Origin of the sequence: Bacillus glycinifermentans, from assembly GCF_001042475.2 — a bacterium.
GTDB classification, from domain to species: domain Bacteria; phylum Bacillota; class Bacilli; order Bacillales; family Bacillaceae; genus Bacillus; species Bacillus glycinifermentans.
The window spans coordinates 221,665-241,560 of sequence record NZ_LECW02000001.1 but is presented as its reverse complement, the minus strand read 5'-3'; the positions used below and the strand labels follow the sequence as shown (position 1 = coordinate 241,560).

The 19,896-nt window shown below is 50.8% G+C and carries 7 protein-coding genes, 1 pseudogene and 1 riboswitch; all 8 genes and pseudogenes read right to left on the bottom strand.

The features are described 5' to 3' along the window. Window positions 1-13: 13 nt before the first annotated feature. Window positions 14-10,768 (bottom strand): non-ribosomal peptide synthetase, encoded by a 10,755-nt coding sequence (locus AB447_RS01155; RefSeq protein ID WP_057957395.1) that lies wholly within the window; start codon window positions 10,766-10,768, stop codon window positions 14-16. Between the two features lie 177 nt (window positions 10,769-10,945). Further along, window positions 10,946-11,032, bottom strand: a riboswitch (cyclic di-GMP riboswitch). Window positions 11,033-11,357: 325 nt separating this feature from the next. After that, window positions 11,358-11,600 (bottom strand): hypothetical protein, encoded by a 243-nt coding sequence (locus AB447_RS25630; protein WP_156415955.1) that lies wholly within the window; start codon window positions 11,598-11,600, stop codon window positions 11,358-11,360. A 125-nt stretch (window positions 11,601-11,725) separates the two neighbouring features. After that, the gene (locus AB447_RS01150) at window positions 11,726-12,541 is read right to left on the bottom strand and encodes an ABC transporter permease (RefSeq protein WP_048355349.1); all 816 of its coding nucleotides are present in this window, start codon (window positions 12,539-12,541) and stop codon (window positions 11,726-11,728) included. Next, window positions 12,534-13,400, bottom strand: coding sequence for an ABC transporter permease (locus tag AB447_RS01145; protein ID WP_082634601.1), 867 nt, complete (start codon window positions 13,398-13,400; stop codon window positions 12,534-12,536). Before AB447_RS01145 ends, AB447_RS01150 begins: the two co-directional genes overlap by 8 nt. Next, window positions 13,390-14,511 (bottom strand): ABC transporter ATP-binding protein, encoded by a 1,122-nt coding sequence (locus tag AB447_RS01140; protein ID WP_048355357.1) that lies wholly within the window; start codon window positions 14,509-14,511, stop codon window positions 13,390-13,392. Before AB447_RS01140 ends, AB447_RS01145 begins: the two co-directional genes overlap by 11 nt. 9 nt (window positions 14,512-14,520) lie before the next feature. Next, window positions 14,521-15,600 carry an ABC transporter substrate-binding protein gene (locus AB447_RS01135; protein WP_048355347.1) on the bottom strand — a complete coding sequence of 360 codons (1,080 nt, stop codon included), beginning with the start codon at window positions 15,598-15,600 and terminating at the stop codon, window positions 14,521-14,523. Then, a pseudogene (locus tag AB447_RS01130) lies at window positions 15,597-17,598 on the bottom strand (hydantoinase B/oxoprolinase family protein). Before AB447_RS01130 ends, AB447_RS01135 begins: the two are co-directional and overlap by 4 nt. Beyond that, window positions 17,598-19,658, bottom strand: a complete 2,061-nt coding sequence (locus AB447_RS01125; protein WP_048355346.1) for a hydantoinase/oxoprolinase family protein — start codon at window positions 19,656-19,658, stop codon at window positions 17,598-17,600. Before AB447_RS01125 ends, AB447_RS01130 begins: the two are co-directional and overlap by 1 nt. Between the last annotated feature and the right edge of the window lie 238 nt (window positions 19,659-19,896).

Sequence of the window (19,896 nt, the reverse complement as noted above, 5' to 3'; positions counted from 1 at the left end):
CTCGTATGTTTTGTTAGAAAATTTCCATCAATTTATCAAGTTCTTCAAGTGTCAAATCGTCGTCTCCAAGATCACTCGGGGTTAACTCGTCTCCGTCTTGAGTCAGACAATGATCGATCAATTGCAGCAAATAAGCTTTAAATCTGCCGGCGACAGTTGAGATTGTGCTTTCTTTAAATTCCAATGAATGATAAGCGATCGACATCGTCAGCACGCCGTCCTCGATAAAACCGACGATGTCAAGAGCGTTCGGCTTCTCAGTATCGGGGCTCAGGGGATCGCCGGACGGCAGTTTCGACCGGGTAAACCGACCCGATTCAGACATTTCCGTGAACTGGCCTAAATAGTTAAAGCTGATCTCCGGTTTGACCCGCCCGCTTTTTTTGCCTTCCTCTGTTAAATAGCGATAGATGCCATAGCCGATTCCTTTATTCGGGATGTGGCGCAAATCTTCTTTGACCTGTTTGATTTGATAGCCCATATCATCGGAATGGCGCATCTGAATCAGTGCAGGGAACTGGCTCGTAAACCAGCCGACGGTTCTCGACATATTTAAGCCGTCAATGATGTCCTCACGCCCGTGTCCCTCCAGCGTGACGATGAAATCACTTTGTCCTGTCCATTCTTTTACGGCAAAGCCCAACGCCGTAAGCAAAATATCATTTATTTCCGTGTTGTACGCTTCGTGGACTTTTGTCATGAGCTGTTCCGTTTCTTCTTTCGTCAACGAGAATTCAACCGTTTTCGTATGGCGCATCCGCTTATCGTCTGCTTCGGCATCTTTAGGGAGCGGCGCGGCCGACGTCTTCTCGATTTCCTCCCAATAGCCGATTTCCTTGGCAAACGTCTTGGAACCGGCATACTCACTCAATCGTGCCGCGTATTCTGCAAAGGAATGTGATTTTTCCGGAAGGACGATCGGCCCGCCTTTTTCAGCTTGAAGCAATCCTGCCGCAAAGTCCTCCAGCAAAATCCGCCATGACACACCGTCCACGACAAGATGGTGGATGACGATCAGCAAATGGTCGCCTTGGCCGGTTTTGAAGATTGCAGCTTTCAGCAGATGTCCCTGCGACAAATCGATGCTGCCTTGAATTCGATTGGCCTCTTCCAAAATGGAAGCTTCCAATTCAGCGCCCGATTGGTGCAGGTGAATGACCTCCGGCTGAACCTCCGAGGCTTCAGGCCCTCTGTTGTACTGAATAACGCTCTCTTCATCCCGTTTATAAATGATGCGCAATGCATCATGATGCTCCATCAGCTTGCTTAAAACCCGTCCGGTAATCTCAGGATCGAAGCCTGACGGTGCATGAAGCATAACCGACTGATTCCAGTGGTGCTCATTCGAAAACGAGCGTTCGAAGAACCAGCGCTGGATCGGCGTCAGCATCACTTCACCTTCGACAGGCCCCTGATCGATCGCTTTATTATCAGCCGTCTCTACATAAAAACTGATCTGTTCGATCGTCGGGTGCTGGAATAAATCCTTCATCTCTAGCTTCCAGCCGTGCTGCTGAAGGCGGCTCGCCATTTGAATCCCCTTGATCGAATCTCCGCCGAGTGTGAAGAAATTGTCGCTGATCCCGATTCGTTCAACGCTGAGAACGTCCTGCCAAATATCTGCCAACAGCTGCTCAATCTCGGTCCGCGGCGCTTTGTATTCGGCCGTCTGTGCCGTGAGGTCAGGCTTTGGAAGCGCGCGTTTGTCGACTTTGCCGTTCGCCGTAATCGGCAGCTCGCCGAGCTGCACCCAATATGCCGGCACCATGTAGTCCGGCAGCGTCTTCGCTAATTGGTCCGCAAGGCGTCCTGTATCAAGCGTTTCAGCCGATGTGACATAGCCGCAGAGCGCTTTGTTGCCATGCGCATCCTCAATGTCGGCAACGGCCGCTTCATTCACGCCCGGGAGCTTCGCGAGCTGCACCTCGATTTCAGAAAGCTCGATCCGGAAGCCGCGGATTTTCACCTGCTGGTCGATCCGGCCGATATATTCGATCCGGCCGTCCGGAAGCCATTTGACGGCATCGCCCGTCCGGTACATCCGCTCACCCGGTACAAACGGGTCTGCCGTAAAGCGCTTCGCCGTTTCTTCCGGCTTGTTGAGATAACCGCGCGCAAGCCCGCGGCCGGCGATGCACAATTCACCCGTGACACCCGCAGGTTGTACTTCGTTGTGCTCTCCGAGCACATAAACCCGGGTGTTGGCGATCGGTCTGCCGATCGAAAGCATTCCTTCGTCAGGATCAATCGCCGTGCTTGTCGCCACGACCGTGTTTTCTGTCGGGCCGTAGTTGTTGACGAGCGTATAGCCGCGCTTTTCGACCCGCTTCAGCTTGTCGCCGCCCGTCAGAAGCACGCGCAGCGATTTGTTGTCAAGCTCCATAAACTGCTCGCACAGCTGAGTCGGGAGGAACGTAATCGTGATGCCGTGTTCTTCAAAATATTGATTCAGGCGGACGATATCCATCCGGATCGCTTCATCGATCATGTGCAGCTCGCTTCCGGCGATCCAGTACGGGAACATCTCCCACACAGACGCATCAAAGCCGAAGCCGGCGTATTTCGCACTCTTGTCGCGTTCAGTGACAGCGAATTCGTGATTGTGCCAATAGCACAAGTTCACAAGCGAATGGTGCTCGACCATGACGCCTTTCGGCCGGCCCGTCGTACCTGATGTGTAGATTAAGTAAGCCAGGTTGTCCGGTTTTGCCTCTGACTGCGGATTCACTTCATCTTCTGAAGTCACTTCTCCGGTTAACACGGTATCAAGCAGAATCGTTTCCCCGCAGAAGCCGTCAGGCACGGCTGCATCCGATTGGGTCAACAGGAGCTCCGCTCCGCTGTCTTCCAGGATGTATTTGATCCTTTGTTCCGGATAGGCGGGATCGATCGGCACATAAGCCGCTCCCGCTTTCAAAACCGCAAGCACCCCGGCCGCCATTTCGAGGGAAGGCTTGACCATGATGCCGATTCTCCGTTCCGGCCGCGCTCCTTTTTCGATAAGCAGGCGGGCCAGACGGTTCGCGCGGGCGTTGAGCTCCCGGTACGTCCAGCGGCGGCCGTTGAATACCGCTGCCCCGCGGTCAGGCGTGCGGCTGACCTGTGCTTCGAACAGCTCGTGGATCGTTTTGTCTGACGGAACGTCAAGCGCCGTGTCGTTCCACGCTTCGACGATCCGGCGTTTTTCCGCTTCATTGAGCAGGGAGAGTTCTGAAAGGCGGATATTCGGATTGTCCGCAACCGCTTCGAGCAGATTGAGCCAGTACTTACTCCAGCGACTGATCGTTTCATCTTTGAAAAGAGCTGTATTATACTCCATTTCAAACCGGACAATATCGTCTTCTTCGGCCGCGGCCAGCGTCAGATCAAACTTGGCCGTTTTGTGTTCAAACTCGTATGGGCGAAGGGTGACGCCTTCCATTGACAATGTCCGCAAATCGGCATTTTGCATCGAGAATACGGCATCGAACAATGGATTTCGGCTCATATCGCGCCGGACTTCCAATTTTTCAACCAGTTCTTCAAACGGATAATCCTGATGTTCATAGGCACCAAGCGAAGTTTCCTTGACTTCCTCTAAAAACGCGGCAAACGTTTTTTCTCCTTGCGGATGCGTCCTTATCGCCAGCGTATTGACAAACATCCCGATGATCTTGTCCAGATCAGCGTGCGATCTTCCCGCTGCCGGCGATCCGACCACCATTTCCTTCTGTCCGCTGAGCTTCGACAAAAACGCGCTGTAGGACGCAAGAAGAACCATATACAGAGTCGTTCCCGTTTCTTGAGCAAGCTTTCTCAAAGACCGGACAAGTTTCTGATTGATCGTAAAGGCGATGCGGTCGCCTTCAAACGTCTGAACGGACGGACGCGGATAATCGGTCGGCAGCGCGAGAACCGGCAGTTCGCCGCCAAGCTTTTTCAGCCAATATTCTTCAAGCTTTTTATCGCGTCCGTTCTGCAAAAATGCCCGCTGCCAAACGGTGTAATCCTTATACTGAATGCGAAGCGGTTCAAGCGTCTCCCCGGCATAGAGCCTTGCCAGTTCATCGATCAGCACGCTGACGGACGCGCCGTCTGAAATGATGTGGTGCATATCGACAAGCAAAAGGTGTTTCTCTTCTGCAAGGCGGATGAGATTCATCCTGAACAGCGGCGCTTCGGTCAAATCAAACGGCCTGATGAAGTCCTGGATCAGCTTTTCGGCTTCGCGCTCCTCAGCGTCAATTACATCAACCGTAAAGCCGGTATCCTTCCGTATCCGCTGTACAGGCTCTCCATCCTCGATGTGAAACGATGTCCTGAACGCTTCATGGCGCATGACGAGCATTCGTGCTGCCTCTTCCAGCCGTTTACGATCAAGCTTTCCTTCCAGCTGAAGAACAGATGGCATGTTATAGCTTTTCTCGGCGCCCTCAAGCTGCTGAAGGACATAGATCCGTTTTTGAGCAGACGATACCGGATAAGTCTCCCCCTCTTCTGCGGGCTCGATATAGACGGACGATGTTTTCTCCGCCTGTGCCGCGGTTTTCGCCAGGCTTTCAACCGTCGGCGACTGGAACAGATCTTTCAGCCGCAGCTTGACATTCATCTCCTGCTGAATGCGGGCGATGAGAGCCATACCGAGCAAGGAATGGCCGCCGAGTTCAAAGAAATTGTCGCGCACGCCGACTTTCGAAACGTTGAGCACCTCTTGCCAAAGCCCGGCAAGCTGTGCTTCTGTGCGATTTCTCGGCGCTGTATATTCCGTTTGCGCAATTTGCGCTGCATCCGGTTCAGGCAACGCCCTTCTGTCGACTTTTCCGTTGCCTGTCAGCGGAAGCTCCTGCAATTGCATAAACACCGACGGAATCATATAGCCCGGCAGACCAACGGCTGCGTGCTCGCGAAGTTCGCGGTTTGAGAGCTCCTTGTCGGCAATGATATACGCGCAGATCATTTTGTCTCCCGCTGTCCCATCGACAGCCAAAACGGCGGCTTCCTGAATCGCATCATGAGTAAGCAGATGATGCTCGATTTCGCCAAGCTCGATTCTCTGCCCGCGGATTTTGACCTGTTGGTCGATCCGGCCGATAAATTCGATGCTTCCGTCGGACAGCCATCTTGCCAGATCGCCTGTGCGATATATCTTTTGGCCCTTTTTAAACGGATGCGGAACGAATTTTTCCGACGTCAGCTCCGGCCGGTTAAAATAACCGCGGACAAGCCCGTCCCCTCCGACGCACAGTTCTCCCGCAACACCTCTCGGCTGTACGTTTCCTGACGAATCGAGAATCAAAACCTCCGTATTGCTGACAGGCTTTCCGATCGGCACGGCCTGCGCATTTTCAGGCACATCATTGACTGGATGATAAGTCGTGAAGACAGTGCTCTCAGACGGCCCGTACATATGAAGGAGCTTTCCTTTTCCGGCCGCCTTAAGCGCCCTTTTGACATGGTCGACCGACGCCCGTTCGCCGCCGAACAGCACCCTGCGCAGGTTCTTCATACTGCCGGGGCGCATATCTGTCAGCAGATTGAACAATGCGGTCGTAATCATTAAAACGGTGACGTTTTCTTTTTCGATTGCATCCGCGAGCCGCTCCGTATCAAGGATCGTCTCCTTAGGAACAATGACCAGCTTGGCGCCGTTTAAAAGCGACCCGAAGACATCAAACATAAAGGCATCAAACACATAATTTGAAATGGACAGTACGATATCGGTACCCATGATCTCCATATAGTTCGTATTTTTCACCGTACGCAAAATGTTCCGGTGAGTTACCATGTTTCCTTTCGGCATTCCCGTTGTGCCTGATGTGTACGTCAAGTTCGCCAGCGTTTCAGGAGAAACCGGTACATTCAGGTTGCGTGCGTCTCCCCGGTAGAGATGTTCATCATCAAGGATGATGGTTACGCCCGCAAATTCCGCTGCCTCGGCCAGCGGTTTCAGCGACTTTTGCGTTAAAAGAACAGAAGCTCCGCTGTCATGGAAAAAGTGTTTGATCCGCTGCTCCGGATGATCCGGATCAATCGGCACATAAGCCGCTCCGGCTTTTAGCACCGCAAGAATGCCGACGACCATTTCGGCCGATCTGGCGGTGAGAATAGCGGCTGTCGTACCATTTTCCACCCCGTTGTCCCGCAGGTGTCTTGCCAATTGATTCGCTCTCTCGTTAAGCTCTCCATAAGTGAAGACGGTACCTTCAAATTGCAGCGCCGGACGGTCTCCCGCTTTTTCCGCCTGTTCTTCAAACTGCTGAACGATCGTTTTCTCTCTCGGATAATCGCTTGCGCCCGGATTAAACTCGACGAGCTGCCGATTCGTTTCTTCCTCTGTCAGCAAGCCGTACTCCCCTATCTTCCGGGACGGGTCGGCCGTAATTTCCCGAAGCAGATGGAGATAATGTTTCAGCATCCGTTCAGCCGTGTCTTTTCTAAACAGCTTTGTGCTGTAATCCAAATCGATGACGATTTCTTCCCGCTCTTCTTTCGCCTGGAGCGTCAGATCAAATTTTGCGATCTTGACATTCGTCTCATGGATTAACAGGCGCAAGTCGCCGATCAGCGGAATGTCATCCATTGCATTCTGCAAAATAAACATCGTGTCAAAGATCGGATGGCGGCTTAAATCGCGCGGGACATTCAGCTTTTCGGCAAGCCATTCAAACGGGTAGTCCTGGTGTTCAAAGGCATCAAACACCGTTTGCCGCACATCGTGAAGCAATTCGGTAAACGTGTGCTGCCGGTCTACTTTCGAACGGATCGCCAGCGTATTGACAAACATTCCGACGATGCCTTCGAGGTCAGAGTGTCTGCGGCCCGCTGTCGGCGTCCCGACGATTACGTCATCCTGTCTGGTATATTTGGCAAGCAGTGCATTGTAAGCGGCAAGCATGACCATATACAATGTCGCACCGTTTTTCTCGGCCAGTCCGTTCAATTTATCCTTCACCGCTTTCGGCAGTACGGCTGACACCCTGTCTCCTTCAAAGCTTTGGACAGCCGGTCTCGGCTCATCCGTCAAAAGCTGCAATACAGGGAGTTCGCCGGAAAAGACGTTTTTCCAGTACTCCTCTTCCTTTTGAAAGCCGCCTTCCGCCTCATCCCTTTGCCAAGAAGCATAATCTTTATAATGGAGACGCACATCCGGCAGCTGTTCGCCGTTATAGAACTTGGCAAGGTCATGCAGAATGATCGAGATGGACACCCCGTCTGAAATCAGGTGATGCATATCAAACAAAAGCATGTGTCTTGTGTCTTCAATACGGACGAGCCCTACCCTCATCAAAGGCGCTTTTTCAAGATCAAAACGGCGGACGAATGATGTCAGCATCCGTTCTTCATCCAAGCTTCCGCTTTCGATCATCTCGAGTTTGAACCGGACCTGTTGATGAATTTTCTGCTTCGGCTCCCCATTGACCGATAGAAATGAAGTGCGAAGCGCCTCATGCCTGTCGACGAGCTTTTGAAACGATTCTTCAAGACGATGGAGGTCAAGCGTTCCTTCAAGCATGGCGGCGGCCGGCATATTGTAGCCGATTCCCGCATCCTCCAGATCACTCACGATATAGATCCGCTGCTGAGCCAATGACAAAGGATAATGTTCGCTTTCAGCCGCAGGCTTAATTTCGGCAAACCCTTTCCGCTCAGCTTCAGCAATATACTCACTAAGACCGGCTACAGTCGGTTTTGCAAACAGGACGTTGAGCGGAACTTCGACGCCGAACGTTTTATGGATTTTTGCCAGCATCGTCATCGCTTTCAGCGAATGTCCTCCCAATTCAAAAAACTGATCATGAATTCCGACTTGTCCAGCTCCGAGCACGTCCCGCCAAATATCAGCGATTTTTTGCTCGCGATCGTTTCTCGGCGCGGTATATTCGGTTCCGCCTGATACCGTCACTTCATGGCGGAGCAGCGCTTGCCGATCCACCTTGCCGCTCGGCGTCAGCGGCATGTCGTGAAGCTCGACAAAATAAGAAGGCAGCATATAATCAGGCAGATGTTTGGACAAGTGCTCCCTTAATGCAGGCGCTGAAACCGCGCCGCCTTTTTTCGGAACGACATATCCGCAAAGCTCATCGCTTCCGCCTGCGCCGGGGCGAGCGAGCACAACCGCTTGTTCGATATGTTCCATCCCTTGCAGAACCGACTCGATTTCCCCAAGCTCAATCCGGTATCCGCGAATTTTCACCTGATCATCTTTCCGGCCGAGAAATTCTACCGTGCCGTCGGGAAGCCATTTCACCGCATCACCCGTTCGATACATGATGCCTCCCGGAACAAACGGATCAGCCGAAAATCTTTCTGCAGTCAGCTCCGGAAGTTTCAAATATCCGCGGCCGACTCCGGCGCCTGCTATATACAATTCGCCTTCCGCACCGTCCGGCAAAAGCGCCCCGTTTTCATCCAATATGTAAAAACGGTTGTTGCCAAGCGGCTTGCCGATCGGGACATAGGCGGTGTCAAAACGGACGTGTCCGTCATTTGGAATCGTAAACGCCGAAGCATCTACACACGTTTCCGTCGGTCCGTAGACGTTCGTGATGAGCGGCCTGGATTCGGCCGTTTTCGCAAACAATTGAAGCAGCTTCTCAACCACGGTCCATGACAGCGCTTCTCCGCCTGTGAGGATATGTTTCAGCTTGATTCCATGCAGATCATCCGCCGCAAGCAAAAGCTGCAAATGAGACGGTGTACAGTCTGTAATATCAATATGATGGCGGCGGTAATAAGCGGCCAACGCGCGGCCGTCGGAAACGGTCTTTTTCGGAACGATGTACAATGACTTACCTAGTATAAGGGACGAGAAAATCTGCTGAACCGAAGCATCGAAATGAAACGGAGCCAAAAGCGCCAGCTTCAAATCCTCCTCCTTCAATGTATCAACCGCCTGCTGAAGCCCCCTGACAAGGTGGTGAACCTGCCTGTGCTCAATCATGACCCCTTTCGGGCGGCCGGTTGTACCGGACGTATAAATGATGTATGCGAGATGCTCCGCCCCTGCCGAAGAAGGCTGATTTCCGGCCTCTTCCGTTTCGGCGACCGCTTCGGCAAACAGCAGCGTTTCAGCTGTCTCAGCGTGAAATTCGCCGTCGGTAATGACCACTTTGGCATTTGAATCTTTGAGCATAAAATGAATTCTTTCTTCCGGAAAACCGGGATCGATCGGCACATAAGCGCCCCCTGCTTTGAGGATGCCCAAAATGGCAGTCAGCGTCTGTTCAGACCGCTCCATCAACACGGCGGCCGGCGTATCCGGACCGATTCCCCTATTGCGAAGCGCCTTTGCCAGGCGGTTTGCCTGCTCGTTTAACTCCCGGTATGAGAGGTGTTTCCCTTCATAGAACACCGCTGTTTTATCGGGAATCTCGGCTGCTTTTTGTTCAAACAAGCCGTGCAGCGTCATCTCTTTTTCATTTTTCAAAAGAGAAGCGGATGACCGCTGCAGAAGCATTTCTGTTTCTTCATTCGAAACCACGGCAAGGTCGTTAATTCGTTTATGCGGCGAAGTCAAAGCATCCTCCAATAACGTCATGAGCCGCTCGTACAAAGCGGACATTTCACGGCTGCTGAACAATTCGCTTCTGTAGTCAAAGTCGATCGCAAGCGTTCCCGTATCCCATCTTTCCTTCACATGAATGGAAATATCATTCACTTCGCTTCCGCTGAAAATCGGTTCGGTCAAAAACGAAACCGTTTCTTTTTGCTGCCATTGCATGACCTGATACTCAAGCGAGACGGCGAACAGCCTGTTGATATTCGGCTCTCTTTCCCGCAGATCATTGATCAGCAGATTGTACGGATATTTTTGATGCCTGATGACTTTGAGCTGATCTTTCATCCTTTCCTGCACAAATGCAGTAAAATCCTGGTGCGCATCAATGTGCGCTTTCATCGGAATTGTCGAAACGAACATCCCGAGCATCTGCTTTTCTTTTGCATTTGTCCGGTTTCCAATAAAGGTGCCGAGCACGATATCGTTTTGGCCGGTTACTCTGTGCATATAAATGTGTAAGATTGACAGGAACAAGGAGAGTACGCTTATGTTGTTTTCTTTACAATACGTTTGAATTTTTTTATGCAGGGAAGGAGAAATCTCTTTCGAAAGACGAACCGCCTCCAGACAGGTTTGGTAAGAATCGCTTTGCTTCAGAGATACGGGTTCAGGAATCGATTCATATTGAGCGTTCCAGTACGCCTTATCTTTTTCGAATCGTTTGGAACGTTCGTATTCCAGTTCACTCTGAATGTGCTCCGTAAATGATGCCTGAACGGCTTCGAAGTCTTGTTCCCCTTTCTCAAGTTTCAAGTAGATGTCTGTGATGCGGTTTCCCAGGAGCGTCATAGAAATGCCGTCTGCAATGGCGTGATGAACTTTTGTAAAAAACCAGCTTTCTTCCGGACTGATGCGAACGACGGCAAACGTAAACAACCGGCTTTCATACAGCGGTATAGGCCGCTGCGCTTCAGCTTGTCCCCAGCTCAAAACCTCGTCCACACCGCCGTATTCTTCAGCATCAATATATTCGATATCAAAAGGTTCATATGCGGCTATATACTGCTTGGGTTCGCCCCCTTCAGCCAGCTTCAGCCTGAAGCGCATCGTTTCATTCGTGCGGACGAATTGCCGGATAGCTTCGGTCAATAAGCCTGCATCTATTCCCGATTCCGATTTCAGCTTCCCAAAGCCGCTTAAATTCGACACGCTTGTCCCCGGATAAAACGTCTCTGTATACCAAATTCGTTTTTGAGCATGTGTCAGCGGGTAATACACCGTGTTGTCCATTCTCATGTTCCTCCTTCATATGTTTTATGTATCACGGCTTAATGGCACCGCAACCCACATTGCGGTGTGCCGTGAGTGAAAAAAGCTGCCACAGATTCGCCATATCCATTAAAATGTTACTTTTCCAATAAAATGAAATAGTCCACCCGAATAAAAAACGGGTGGACTCCCTGTTTATTCGGCAACCTGTCAACCGTAGCACCGTCTGTGCCTTAGGCCATGGCTTTGCGTCCCTGCGTTTCCGCAGGTTTGCCTTTATCTGTTTTTACTGAAATAAATTCATTTTCTGCTCACAGTTCACTTTAAATGAAAATATTGTTTTTTTCACCGAAAAATAGGTGAAAAGTTTCATGCGGAATACCGAAATCTAGTCGAAAAGATTGATGCGCGATTCCGAAATTTCAAACAAATTATGCGGTAAAACGAAAAAATATCGCTTAAAACCGCAATTTTTAATCAGGAAGTAAAGAGTTTATGAACATTCCATAAATTTTCGATAGGTATTATGATGGTAATATATTTTTAGGAAAATCTTATTTTAAAAAATCATTAAGCTGAATTACACAATGTTTTAAGGAAATTTACAAATTTACCAAAAATAAAATGATATTAATATAATTTTTCTAGTTTGCCATTTTTTTAAAGATAGACCGCAAAAACCAGTGCAGGCCTTGCGCCGTGTCCGCTTTATGCTGATTTTCCAATATCGATCGGCAATCAGCCTTTTCATTGCGGCATAAAAAGACCGACCCGGCGCAGGGTTCAACATTTGAACCAGGGCGGCCGGAGTCTTTTGAACAGGTACTGCGGCTGTTCCTTTGTCAACAGGCACATGCCTTTCTCTCCGAACACCTGCATCGCAGCGATTTTGTCCCGCTTGGCAGCTTCATTCATTTTCACGCAAAAAAAACAAGCAGGCGAAAAAACCTGCTTGCTACAAGAGCGGTAGACCGCAACTTACATCGTCTTTGACAGCCCGATCGTTCGCTCGATGATGACGAGCGCGATCACAGAGACCGCAATGAAGATGACGGAAATCGCATTGACGCTCGGATCAAATGTCTGTTCAATATAGCTGAACGTCCTGACCGGAACGGGCGTGACTGCCGGAGAAGAGACGAACAAACTGATAGAAATCTCTCCAAACGACGTCACGGCGGAAAATACGGCGCCTGCCACCATCCCCGGTTTGATCAAGGGCAGAGTCACCCTTAAAAAGGTTTGAACAGGACCCGCTCCGAGGTTCATTGACGCAAGCTCAAGCTTCGGATCTAAATTCGATACGCTGACGCCGACCGTCCGCACGACGTACGGGAGACTGATCAGCATATGCCCGATCACCAGCCCCGTCATGGTTCCGTTTATCCCCATCATCGTAAATAAATAAAGAAGAGCCACTCCCAGCACGATTTGGGGAATCATCAGCGGGGAGAGTATAAAAGATTGAATGGCGTTTTTTCCCGGAAACCGCAGCCTTGCCAAAGCATAGGATGCCGCGGTTCCAACGATGACCGTCACCGGCGTCACAATCACGAGCAAAATCCCGCTGACCCAAAGCGATTCCATCCATTCCGTACTGCTGAAAATCCCTTCAAACCAACGAAGCGAAAAATCCGTCGGCGGGAACTTCGGATACTCTGAAGGACTGAATGCCGACAGAACAATTACGGATACAGGCAGCGTCAAAAAAAGATAAACGACAAGGCCGGCTGTCCAAACGCATATATCAATCCACTTTCCTGAAGACTTGCGGCGAAATCTGCTACTAGCCATTCATTCTCGCCTCCCAGCGCTTGAGAATCATTCCGAGAAGGCCGACGATCAAACATACAGCGACCAATAAAGTAAAGGACATGGCAGCAGCAAGCGGCAAATTAAACACTTGCAGCACCTGCTGGTATATCGAGAGCGGAAGCAGGGGCTGCATCCGACCTCCAACCAGTAGAGGCGTAATATAGCTGCCGGCGGCAAGCGAAAACACGATGACCGCCCCTGTGATCATTCCGGGGATCGAGAGCGGAAGCGTAATACAAAAAAATGTCCGCAGCCTTCCCGCGCCTAGACTCATTGAAGCATGCTTCACATTCGGACTGATGTCGCTCAAAGAAGTCGCGATCGGCAATACCGCAAACGGCAGCATCACCTGAACGTATGCAATGATGACCGCGTTCATATTCCACAACAGCGGGAGCGGCTTTTCGATCACATTCATGCTGATCAGCGCCTCATTGACAAGCCCGTTTTGCGAAAGAAGCACAATCCACGAAAACGTCCGGATGACGACGCTGGTCAACAGAGGAGAAACGAGCAAAATATAAAATAATGCGCGCCATTTGCGGTTTGGCGCGTAAACGAGCAAATAAGCCGCCGGATACGCCATCAAAAGGCACAGGACGGTTGTTTTTAATGCCGTCCAAAGCGTAGTGCCGATCGTTTTCAAGTAGACGTCTGACGTAAACACCTCAATATATTGTGAAAAGCCGTACGTTTCCAGCGTATTCATCATCGCGTCGACGTCCCTGAAGCTTAAGATCAGTAAAAGCACAAACGGAAACACGAGAAACACGCCGAGAAACAAAAGGGCCGGCAGCAGCAAAAACCAATGAAACCGCTTCTGATGATCAGCCGCCATTTTCATCACCCTTTATTTCAAGAGGTACAAGGTCTTCCGGCTCCCACGAAATATATACCCTTTCCCCCGGCTTCGGCAGCTCAGGAAACTGCGGATCCGGGGCCTCAATGATCAGCTCTCCCTTTGCCAAAGACGCCTTCAGCCGAAGAGCGTTTCCGATATAGCTGACATCAGTCAGTGTCACATGCTGCACATTCACCCGGGCTTCCGGCTTATCAAGGGAAACCGAAATCCGCTCGGGGCGCAGCATGAATAATACGGAGGAATAGGGCTCCTTTACAACACTCCGGCCGACCTCAAACAAAAGCGGAACACCTTCCCGCACTTCAAAGCCTGAAGCCGCATAACGATACCCGCCTGTCGGCTCCCGCTTGTCTTCAGCCCGGGCTTTAATAAGATTGACCTGTCCGATGAATTCTGCGACAAACCGGTTGGCCGGCGTACGGTATACGTCAAGAGGGGTTCCAAGCTGCTGAAGTTTTCCATCGCCGAGAATCCCGATTCTGTCGGACAGGCTTAAAGCCTCCTCTTGATCGTGTGTCACCAGAATCGTTGTTATACCGACGCGTTTTTGAATGCGTCGCAGTTCAAACTGCATGTCTTTTCGAAGCTTTGCATCCAGATTGCTTAACGGCTCATCAAGCAGCAAAACAGAAGGCTGAATCGCCAAAGCGCGGGCGATCGCCACCCGCTGGCGCTGACCTCCGCTAAGCTGGTGCGGCATCCGTTTTGCATACTGTTCGAGCCTCACCAAAGAAAGGCTTTCCATCACCCTCTCTTTAAGCCTCCGGCGCGGCACCTTTTGAACCTTTAAACCGTATGCAACATTTTCAAACACATTCAAATGCGGAAATAATGCATAATCTTGAAAAACCATTCCGCAGTTTCGATGATAAGGCGGCAAATCAGTTACGTCCTTTCCCCCTATAGAAATAAGTCCGGAGGTCGGTTTTAGAAATCCGGCTATGATATTAAGGAGAGTGGACTTTCCGCAGCCGCTCGGGCCAAGGAGAGAGAAAAACTCCCCTTCCCTGACTTCAAGCTGTACGTCTTCCAATGCGATGTTATTCCCGAAATGCCGGCTGACATGCTGTATCTGAATCGCGCTCATGATTGTCACCTATTTCCCGCCAAGTACTTGATTCCAGCGATTTGTCCAATTGCTTAATTCCGCTGCTGCTGTTTCATAGTCGACCCATTTTAGATTTTTGTAATAATCTTCGCCGACTTTGACTTTTCCTTTCAGCTTATCGCTATATTTCACTTTTTTATTGGTCATGCCGTAAAATGTCCTGTCAGAAAAATCACTTTGGACTTCCGGACTGATCAAATGGTTTAACAGCTTGTACGCGTTTTCTTGATTAGGGCTCCCCTTCATCACAGCCCAGCTGGCAAGGGCTGCAACCGCGCCTTCCTCGGGATAGGCAAATCCAAGGTCTAAACCGGAATCCTCAAGGGAAAAGGCCCGCCCGTCCCAAAACGGCACAACCCATGCATCGCCGCGCTCGAGAAGCGTCTGAATCGATCCCGGATTATCGGGAAATGCCGTCGCATTTTTCTTCAAATCCGCTAAACTGTTAAACGCTTTATCTACATCTTTTTTATTGGATTCCAAGCCGCCTTGCGCATTAATTAACCCGGCAAAGAACTGAAGTCCGGCCGAATAAGTCGGAGAAGAGATGGCGACATGCCCCCTGTAGCTGGCGTTCCAAAGATCGGTCCACCGCTTCGGCTCCTGCGGAACGAGATCTTTGCGGTAGGCGATTCCAAGCTGCCCCATGCTGAAGCCTGCCGCATACTGCTCGCCGCCTTCAGTGAATCGGTTTTGAACGGTATGATACAAATCCTTTACATTTGGAACCTTCTTTTCATCGATCGCCTGCAACAGTCCTGCTGCTTGAGCTCTTTGAATCGTATCCGGCTGCAAAATCAAAAGGTCGTACGGCGGATTCTTCCCATTGGACGCTTTGACCTTTGTAAACCACTCAGAGTCCGTTCCAGATACGACTTTAACTTTCAGACCCGTATCTTTTTCAAACGATTCGATGCTCGGCTTGATATGTTTTTCCCAATCGCCGCCGTACACACCGATCACAACGGTATCGGACTTTTTGCCGCCCTGGCCGCCGCCCCCGCATGCCGAAAGAAGAAGCATACTGATAAGAGACAGAATAAACAAAGCAGATATTTTTCTTTTCATTGTTTCCTCTCCATTTTCGCATTATTTTTGCCTGATCAGTTTCTCAAAAACGGCTCTGACAGCCTCTTCACTGATCGGGCCACAGTCTTCTTTTGAAACATAATCGTGTACGAGATGTTTAACATGCGATCTTTGATTTGCCGGAAGCTTTCGCAGCAATCTGGCGAGGGCGGAGCTGGCTTCTTCAGTCCAGCGGCGTTCATATTCCTCTCTCGCCTTGCCAAAGTCCCAAGGCTTTCTGGCTTTGGCGGCTTTTTCTTTTCTGATTTGATCCGTTTTTTCACGATCAACGCTGAGGCTGCCGTCATCATGCCTCTCCAGCATGACGCCGTATTCTTGCAGAGCGGCTTCCTCGCTCAGCAGCTCTTCTTCAACTTCTTTCAGAACGAGATCGGCATCCCTGTTGAACGGATCGCCCCATCCCCCGCCGCCGGGTGAATGAAGGCTGACGATGTCTCCTTGCTCCAGCCTTAAAACATCGATCTTCGGCATCGATTTTTCGTGCGGCTGATCCGGATGAAGTCGGACACGTCCCAGCGCCCCCGCCCTTCCGCCGGCAAGGCCCCAAGGCTGAAAACGCAGGCGCTCCATCCCCCTTGCGGTTACAATCGACTCCGGCGCCGCCGCTTCAAAATCGAGACCGATCGCGTGGCCGCCGCGGTGCAGGCCTGCCCCGGCGGTATCCTTGATAAGCTCATAACGGTGAACATAAATATCAATATGCTGTTCAAGGCTTTCGATCGGCGTGTTTTTTAAAAATCCGGATGCATGGTCGATTCCGTCCGCGCCGTCCATATCATGCTGTCCGCCTCCACCGCCGCCCATCGGTTCGACCACCGCCATCTTCCTGCCGCCCGAAGATTCATCAGGAACAGACAAAACGACGATCGCCGACTGGCCGGCGCCCGCTGCGGGGACGGCTTCAGGAAGCGCTTTGGCAAGCGCGCCAAGCACGGCATTATACAGCCTCATGGTGATCGAATGGCGGATACCGACCGCCGCCGGATATTCCGGATGAACGAGCGTTCCTTTCGGCGCGATTACTTCAATCGGCCTCGTAAGCCCGCCATTAACCGGAATAAACGGATCTTCACTAATGATAAAATTAATCAGACCTTGGAATAAAAATGAATGTTTTGATCCATTTGTAACGAGGTTAAAAGCCGTCTGTACCTGCGGATCGCAGTCCGAAAAATCAAGGGCGATCCTTCCGGCGGAGACTTTTGCCGAAACAGCAAGCCGTATCGGTACGTCAGAGATCATGTCATCATCAAGATAATCCGAAAAGCTGTACGTTCCCTCCGGAATGCGGCCGATGACTTGAGCGGCTCTCATCGACGCCTGTTCGAGCAAGTCGTCCATTCCCTGCCGGACGTCTGCTTTTCCAAACTTCCCGATCATCGCCTTCAAACGGCTTTCACCTGTATTGACCGCCGCAATCATAGCATTGATATCTCCTTCATTTAAATCCGGAACCCTGCTGTTGGCCCGGAGTATTTGCAATATTTCACGATTTTCCCGGCCCGCTTTGTAAACCTTCACAGGGGGTATTCTCAGCCCTTCCTGATGGATGTCCGTCGCGGTTGGCGAAATGCTGGCCGGTACCATTCCCCCCACATCGCTGCAATGGACGAAAGCCCATGCATAGCTGATGATCTCGCCATCGATAAAAATCGGTTTGAAAACGTGAATATCAGGCAGGTGAGTCGCCAACCCGTCGGTTGAGTAAGGATCGTTCGTGATGACGATGTCACCGGGTTCAAACGGGCCGCTTTCTTCAATTGCCCGCTTTAGCGACAGCCCTAAAAAAATCGTCACGCCAACCGTCTTCGGATAAACGAAAAATTCTCCTTCAGGCGTTGCCAGCGCGGTCGCAAAATCAGCAGACTCCTTCACAAACGTCGTAAATGAGGTCCGTTCGATGACATGGCCCATTCCCGAAGCGATAGCGTTAAAATAGCTTCTCATCATTTCAAGCCGTGCAGGATCTGTACGCATTACCGTCCGCTCTCCTTCCGTTCGATGATCAGATTGCCCGCCTGATCTGCAGTGCCTTGCCAATTTGGCAGAATCAGCGTCGTTGTGTCATCCTGCTCAATAACGGCGGGGCCATCGACCTTATGTCCGCACTGCAGGCTGCTGCGGTCAAAAACATCCGCCTGATGCGTTCTCCCTTTTATCACGATCGTTCTTCGGCCTGAAGCTTGCGCGTGTGAGCCGGCGGGCCGGCTAATTTTTTTCATCGGCGGCTTCGGCGTCTTTCCTATGATCCTGACGCGCATATTCATCAGTTCGATGCTTGTGTTTTCGTCGCTGTGTCCGTATTGGCGGCCATGGAGCAAATGGAAGGATTCCGCGATTTCCCCGGCGCTGCTTGCTTCGAGCCATTCCGGCGAAACCGGCAGTTCGATCTCATATGCCTGTCCCTTATAGCGGGCGTCAAGCAGGAACAATAGAGAGGCGCCCGCGAGCGTCTTCACACGCTGTTCATCAAGCCATTTTTCGGCTTGCTTCGAAAGCTTTGCAAACTCCTCTTTTAATTCGGCCATCGTCACTTCTTCAAGCAGCACCTGTCTTGAAAAGACGGCATCATAGACAAAATCTGCAGTCAATGCCCCCAAGGCGGATAGCGTCCCTGGACTCGGAGGAATCAGCACGTTCTTTGCCTGAATTTCCTCTGCGAGAAAATTTGCCGTCACAGGTCCTGCTCCTCCAAACGCCAGCAGGCTGAATTCCCGGGGGTCGAACCCCCGCTGCTCCATCACATTGCTTAATTCTGTGTACATATTGGCTACAGCCACCTGGATCATTTGGTCAGCAGCCCCGCGCACATCAGTGTCCAAATAATCTGCGATCGGCAGGAGCGCCTCTTCTGATTTTTCGCGGTAAAGCTTCATATTTCCCGAAGCAAACCGGCCGGGATTCAAATAGTCGCAAACGAGAAATGCATCTGTAAGCGCGGCCTTTTTTCCCTTTCCATAGCAGGCCGGCCCCGGATCTGAGCCGACCGATTCCGGCCCGACCTTCAGGAGGCCCCCTTTATCGATCCAGGCAAAGGAACCGCCGCCCGCTCCAATCGAATACATCGCAACAGACGGGATGGTGACGGGAAAGCCCGAAATCTGGTTCGACTGCGTCAACGCCGCTTTTCCTTCTTCAACGATCGAAATATCGGCGCTTGTTCCTCCGACATCAAACGTGATCACATTTCGCATACAAGCTGATTCCGCAGCACGGATCGCTCCGATGACCCCTGCGGCCTGCCCGGAAAACAGGGTTTTGACAGGCGCCTTTGCAGCCGTTTCAATGTCCATTAATCCGCCGTTCGACTGGGTGATATACGGGGTCGCCGGAATTTCTGCCGACGCGAGCCTCTCGTTCAGCGTGTCAAAATAGTGCCGTACATTGGGCTTTATGTATAAATTTGCGACAGCCATCACCGTTCGCTCATACTCTCTCATTTGCGGCCACAGCTCAGAAGATGTGACCACTTCAAGCTCGGGAGCTTTCAGTTTGATTCGCTCAGCAGCCTGGTGTTCGTGCAAAGGATTGCGGTAGCTGTGCAAAAATGATACAACGATGCCTTCCAAGCCTTCTGCCAAAACTTTTTCGACCGCATGATCAATCTCTTCCAAATGGAGCGGAATTTTTTCTGATCCGTCGTGAAGCATTCTTTCTTTAATCGGAAATACATATTTGCGGGGAATGAGCGGCTCCGGCATACGAGACCTGAAATCGTATGGAATCGGAAGACGCAGGCGCTGAAGGGAGAGAATATCGCGAAATCCCTCGGTCACAAACAAAGCGATGCGCGCTCCTTTTCGCTGCAGCAGCGTATTCAAGCCTATCGTCATGCCATGGACAAAATAATGAATCTGTGAGGGATGAATCTTCTTCTCCTTTAAAAGGGCTAAACCATTTAGGATGCCCCTGGCCGGGTCATCGGGGACTGTCGGCGTCTTGACCGCGGTCAGGCTGCCATCCTGGGGATTTAACAAAGATAGATCGGTAAAAGTTCCTCCAATATCGATTCCAAGGCGGTATCCATCTTCATTCAAAGCTGTATCCTCCCTTTACTAGACAATTTTCGACAAAAATCCCTCGATTTCTAAAATATGTGACTATAATATTAATAAAGTGAAGGAAAGTAGTCAAATTCATTTTTTTCATTTTTCCAAGTCTTTTTTCTTTTAAGATAGCACAAGAATCCAATTCTAATAGTGTTGTTCACAGTATTTCACATTTTTACTGAATGAAAAACTGCTTTCTCCAAGCGTCATTGGACTTCGAAATAAC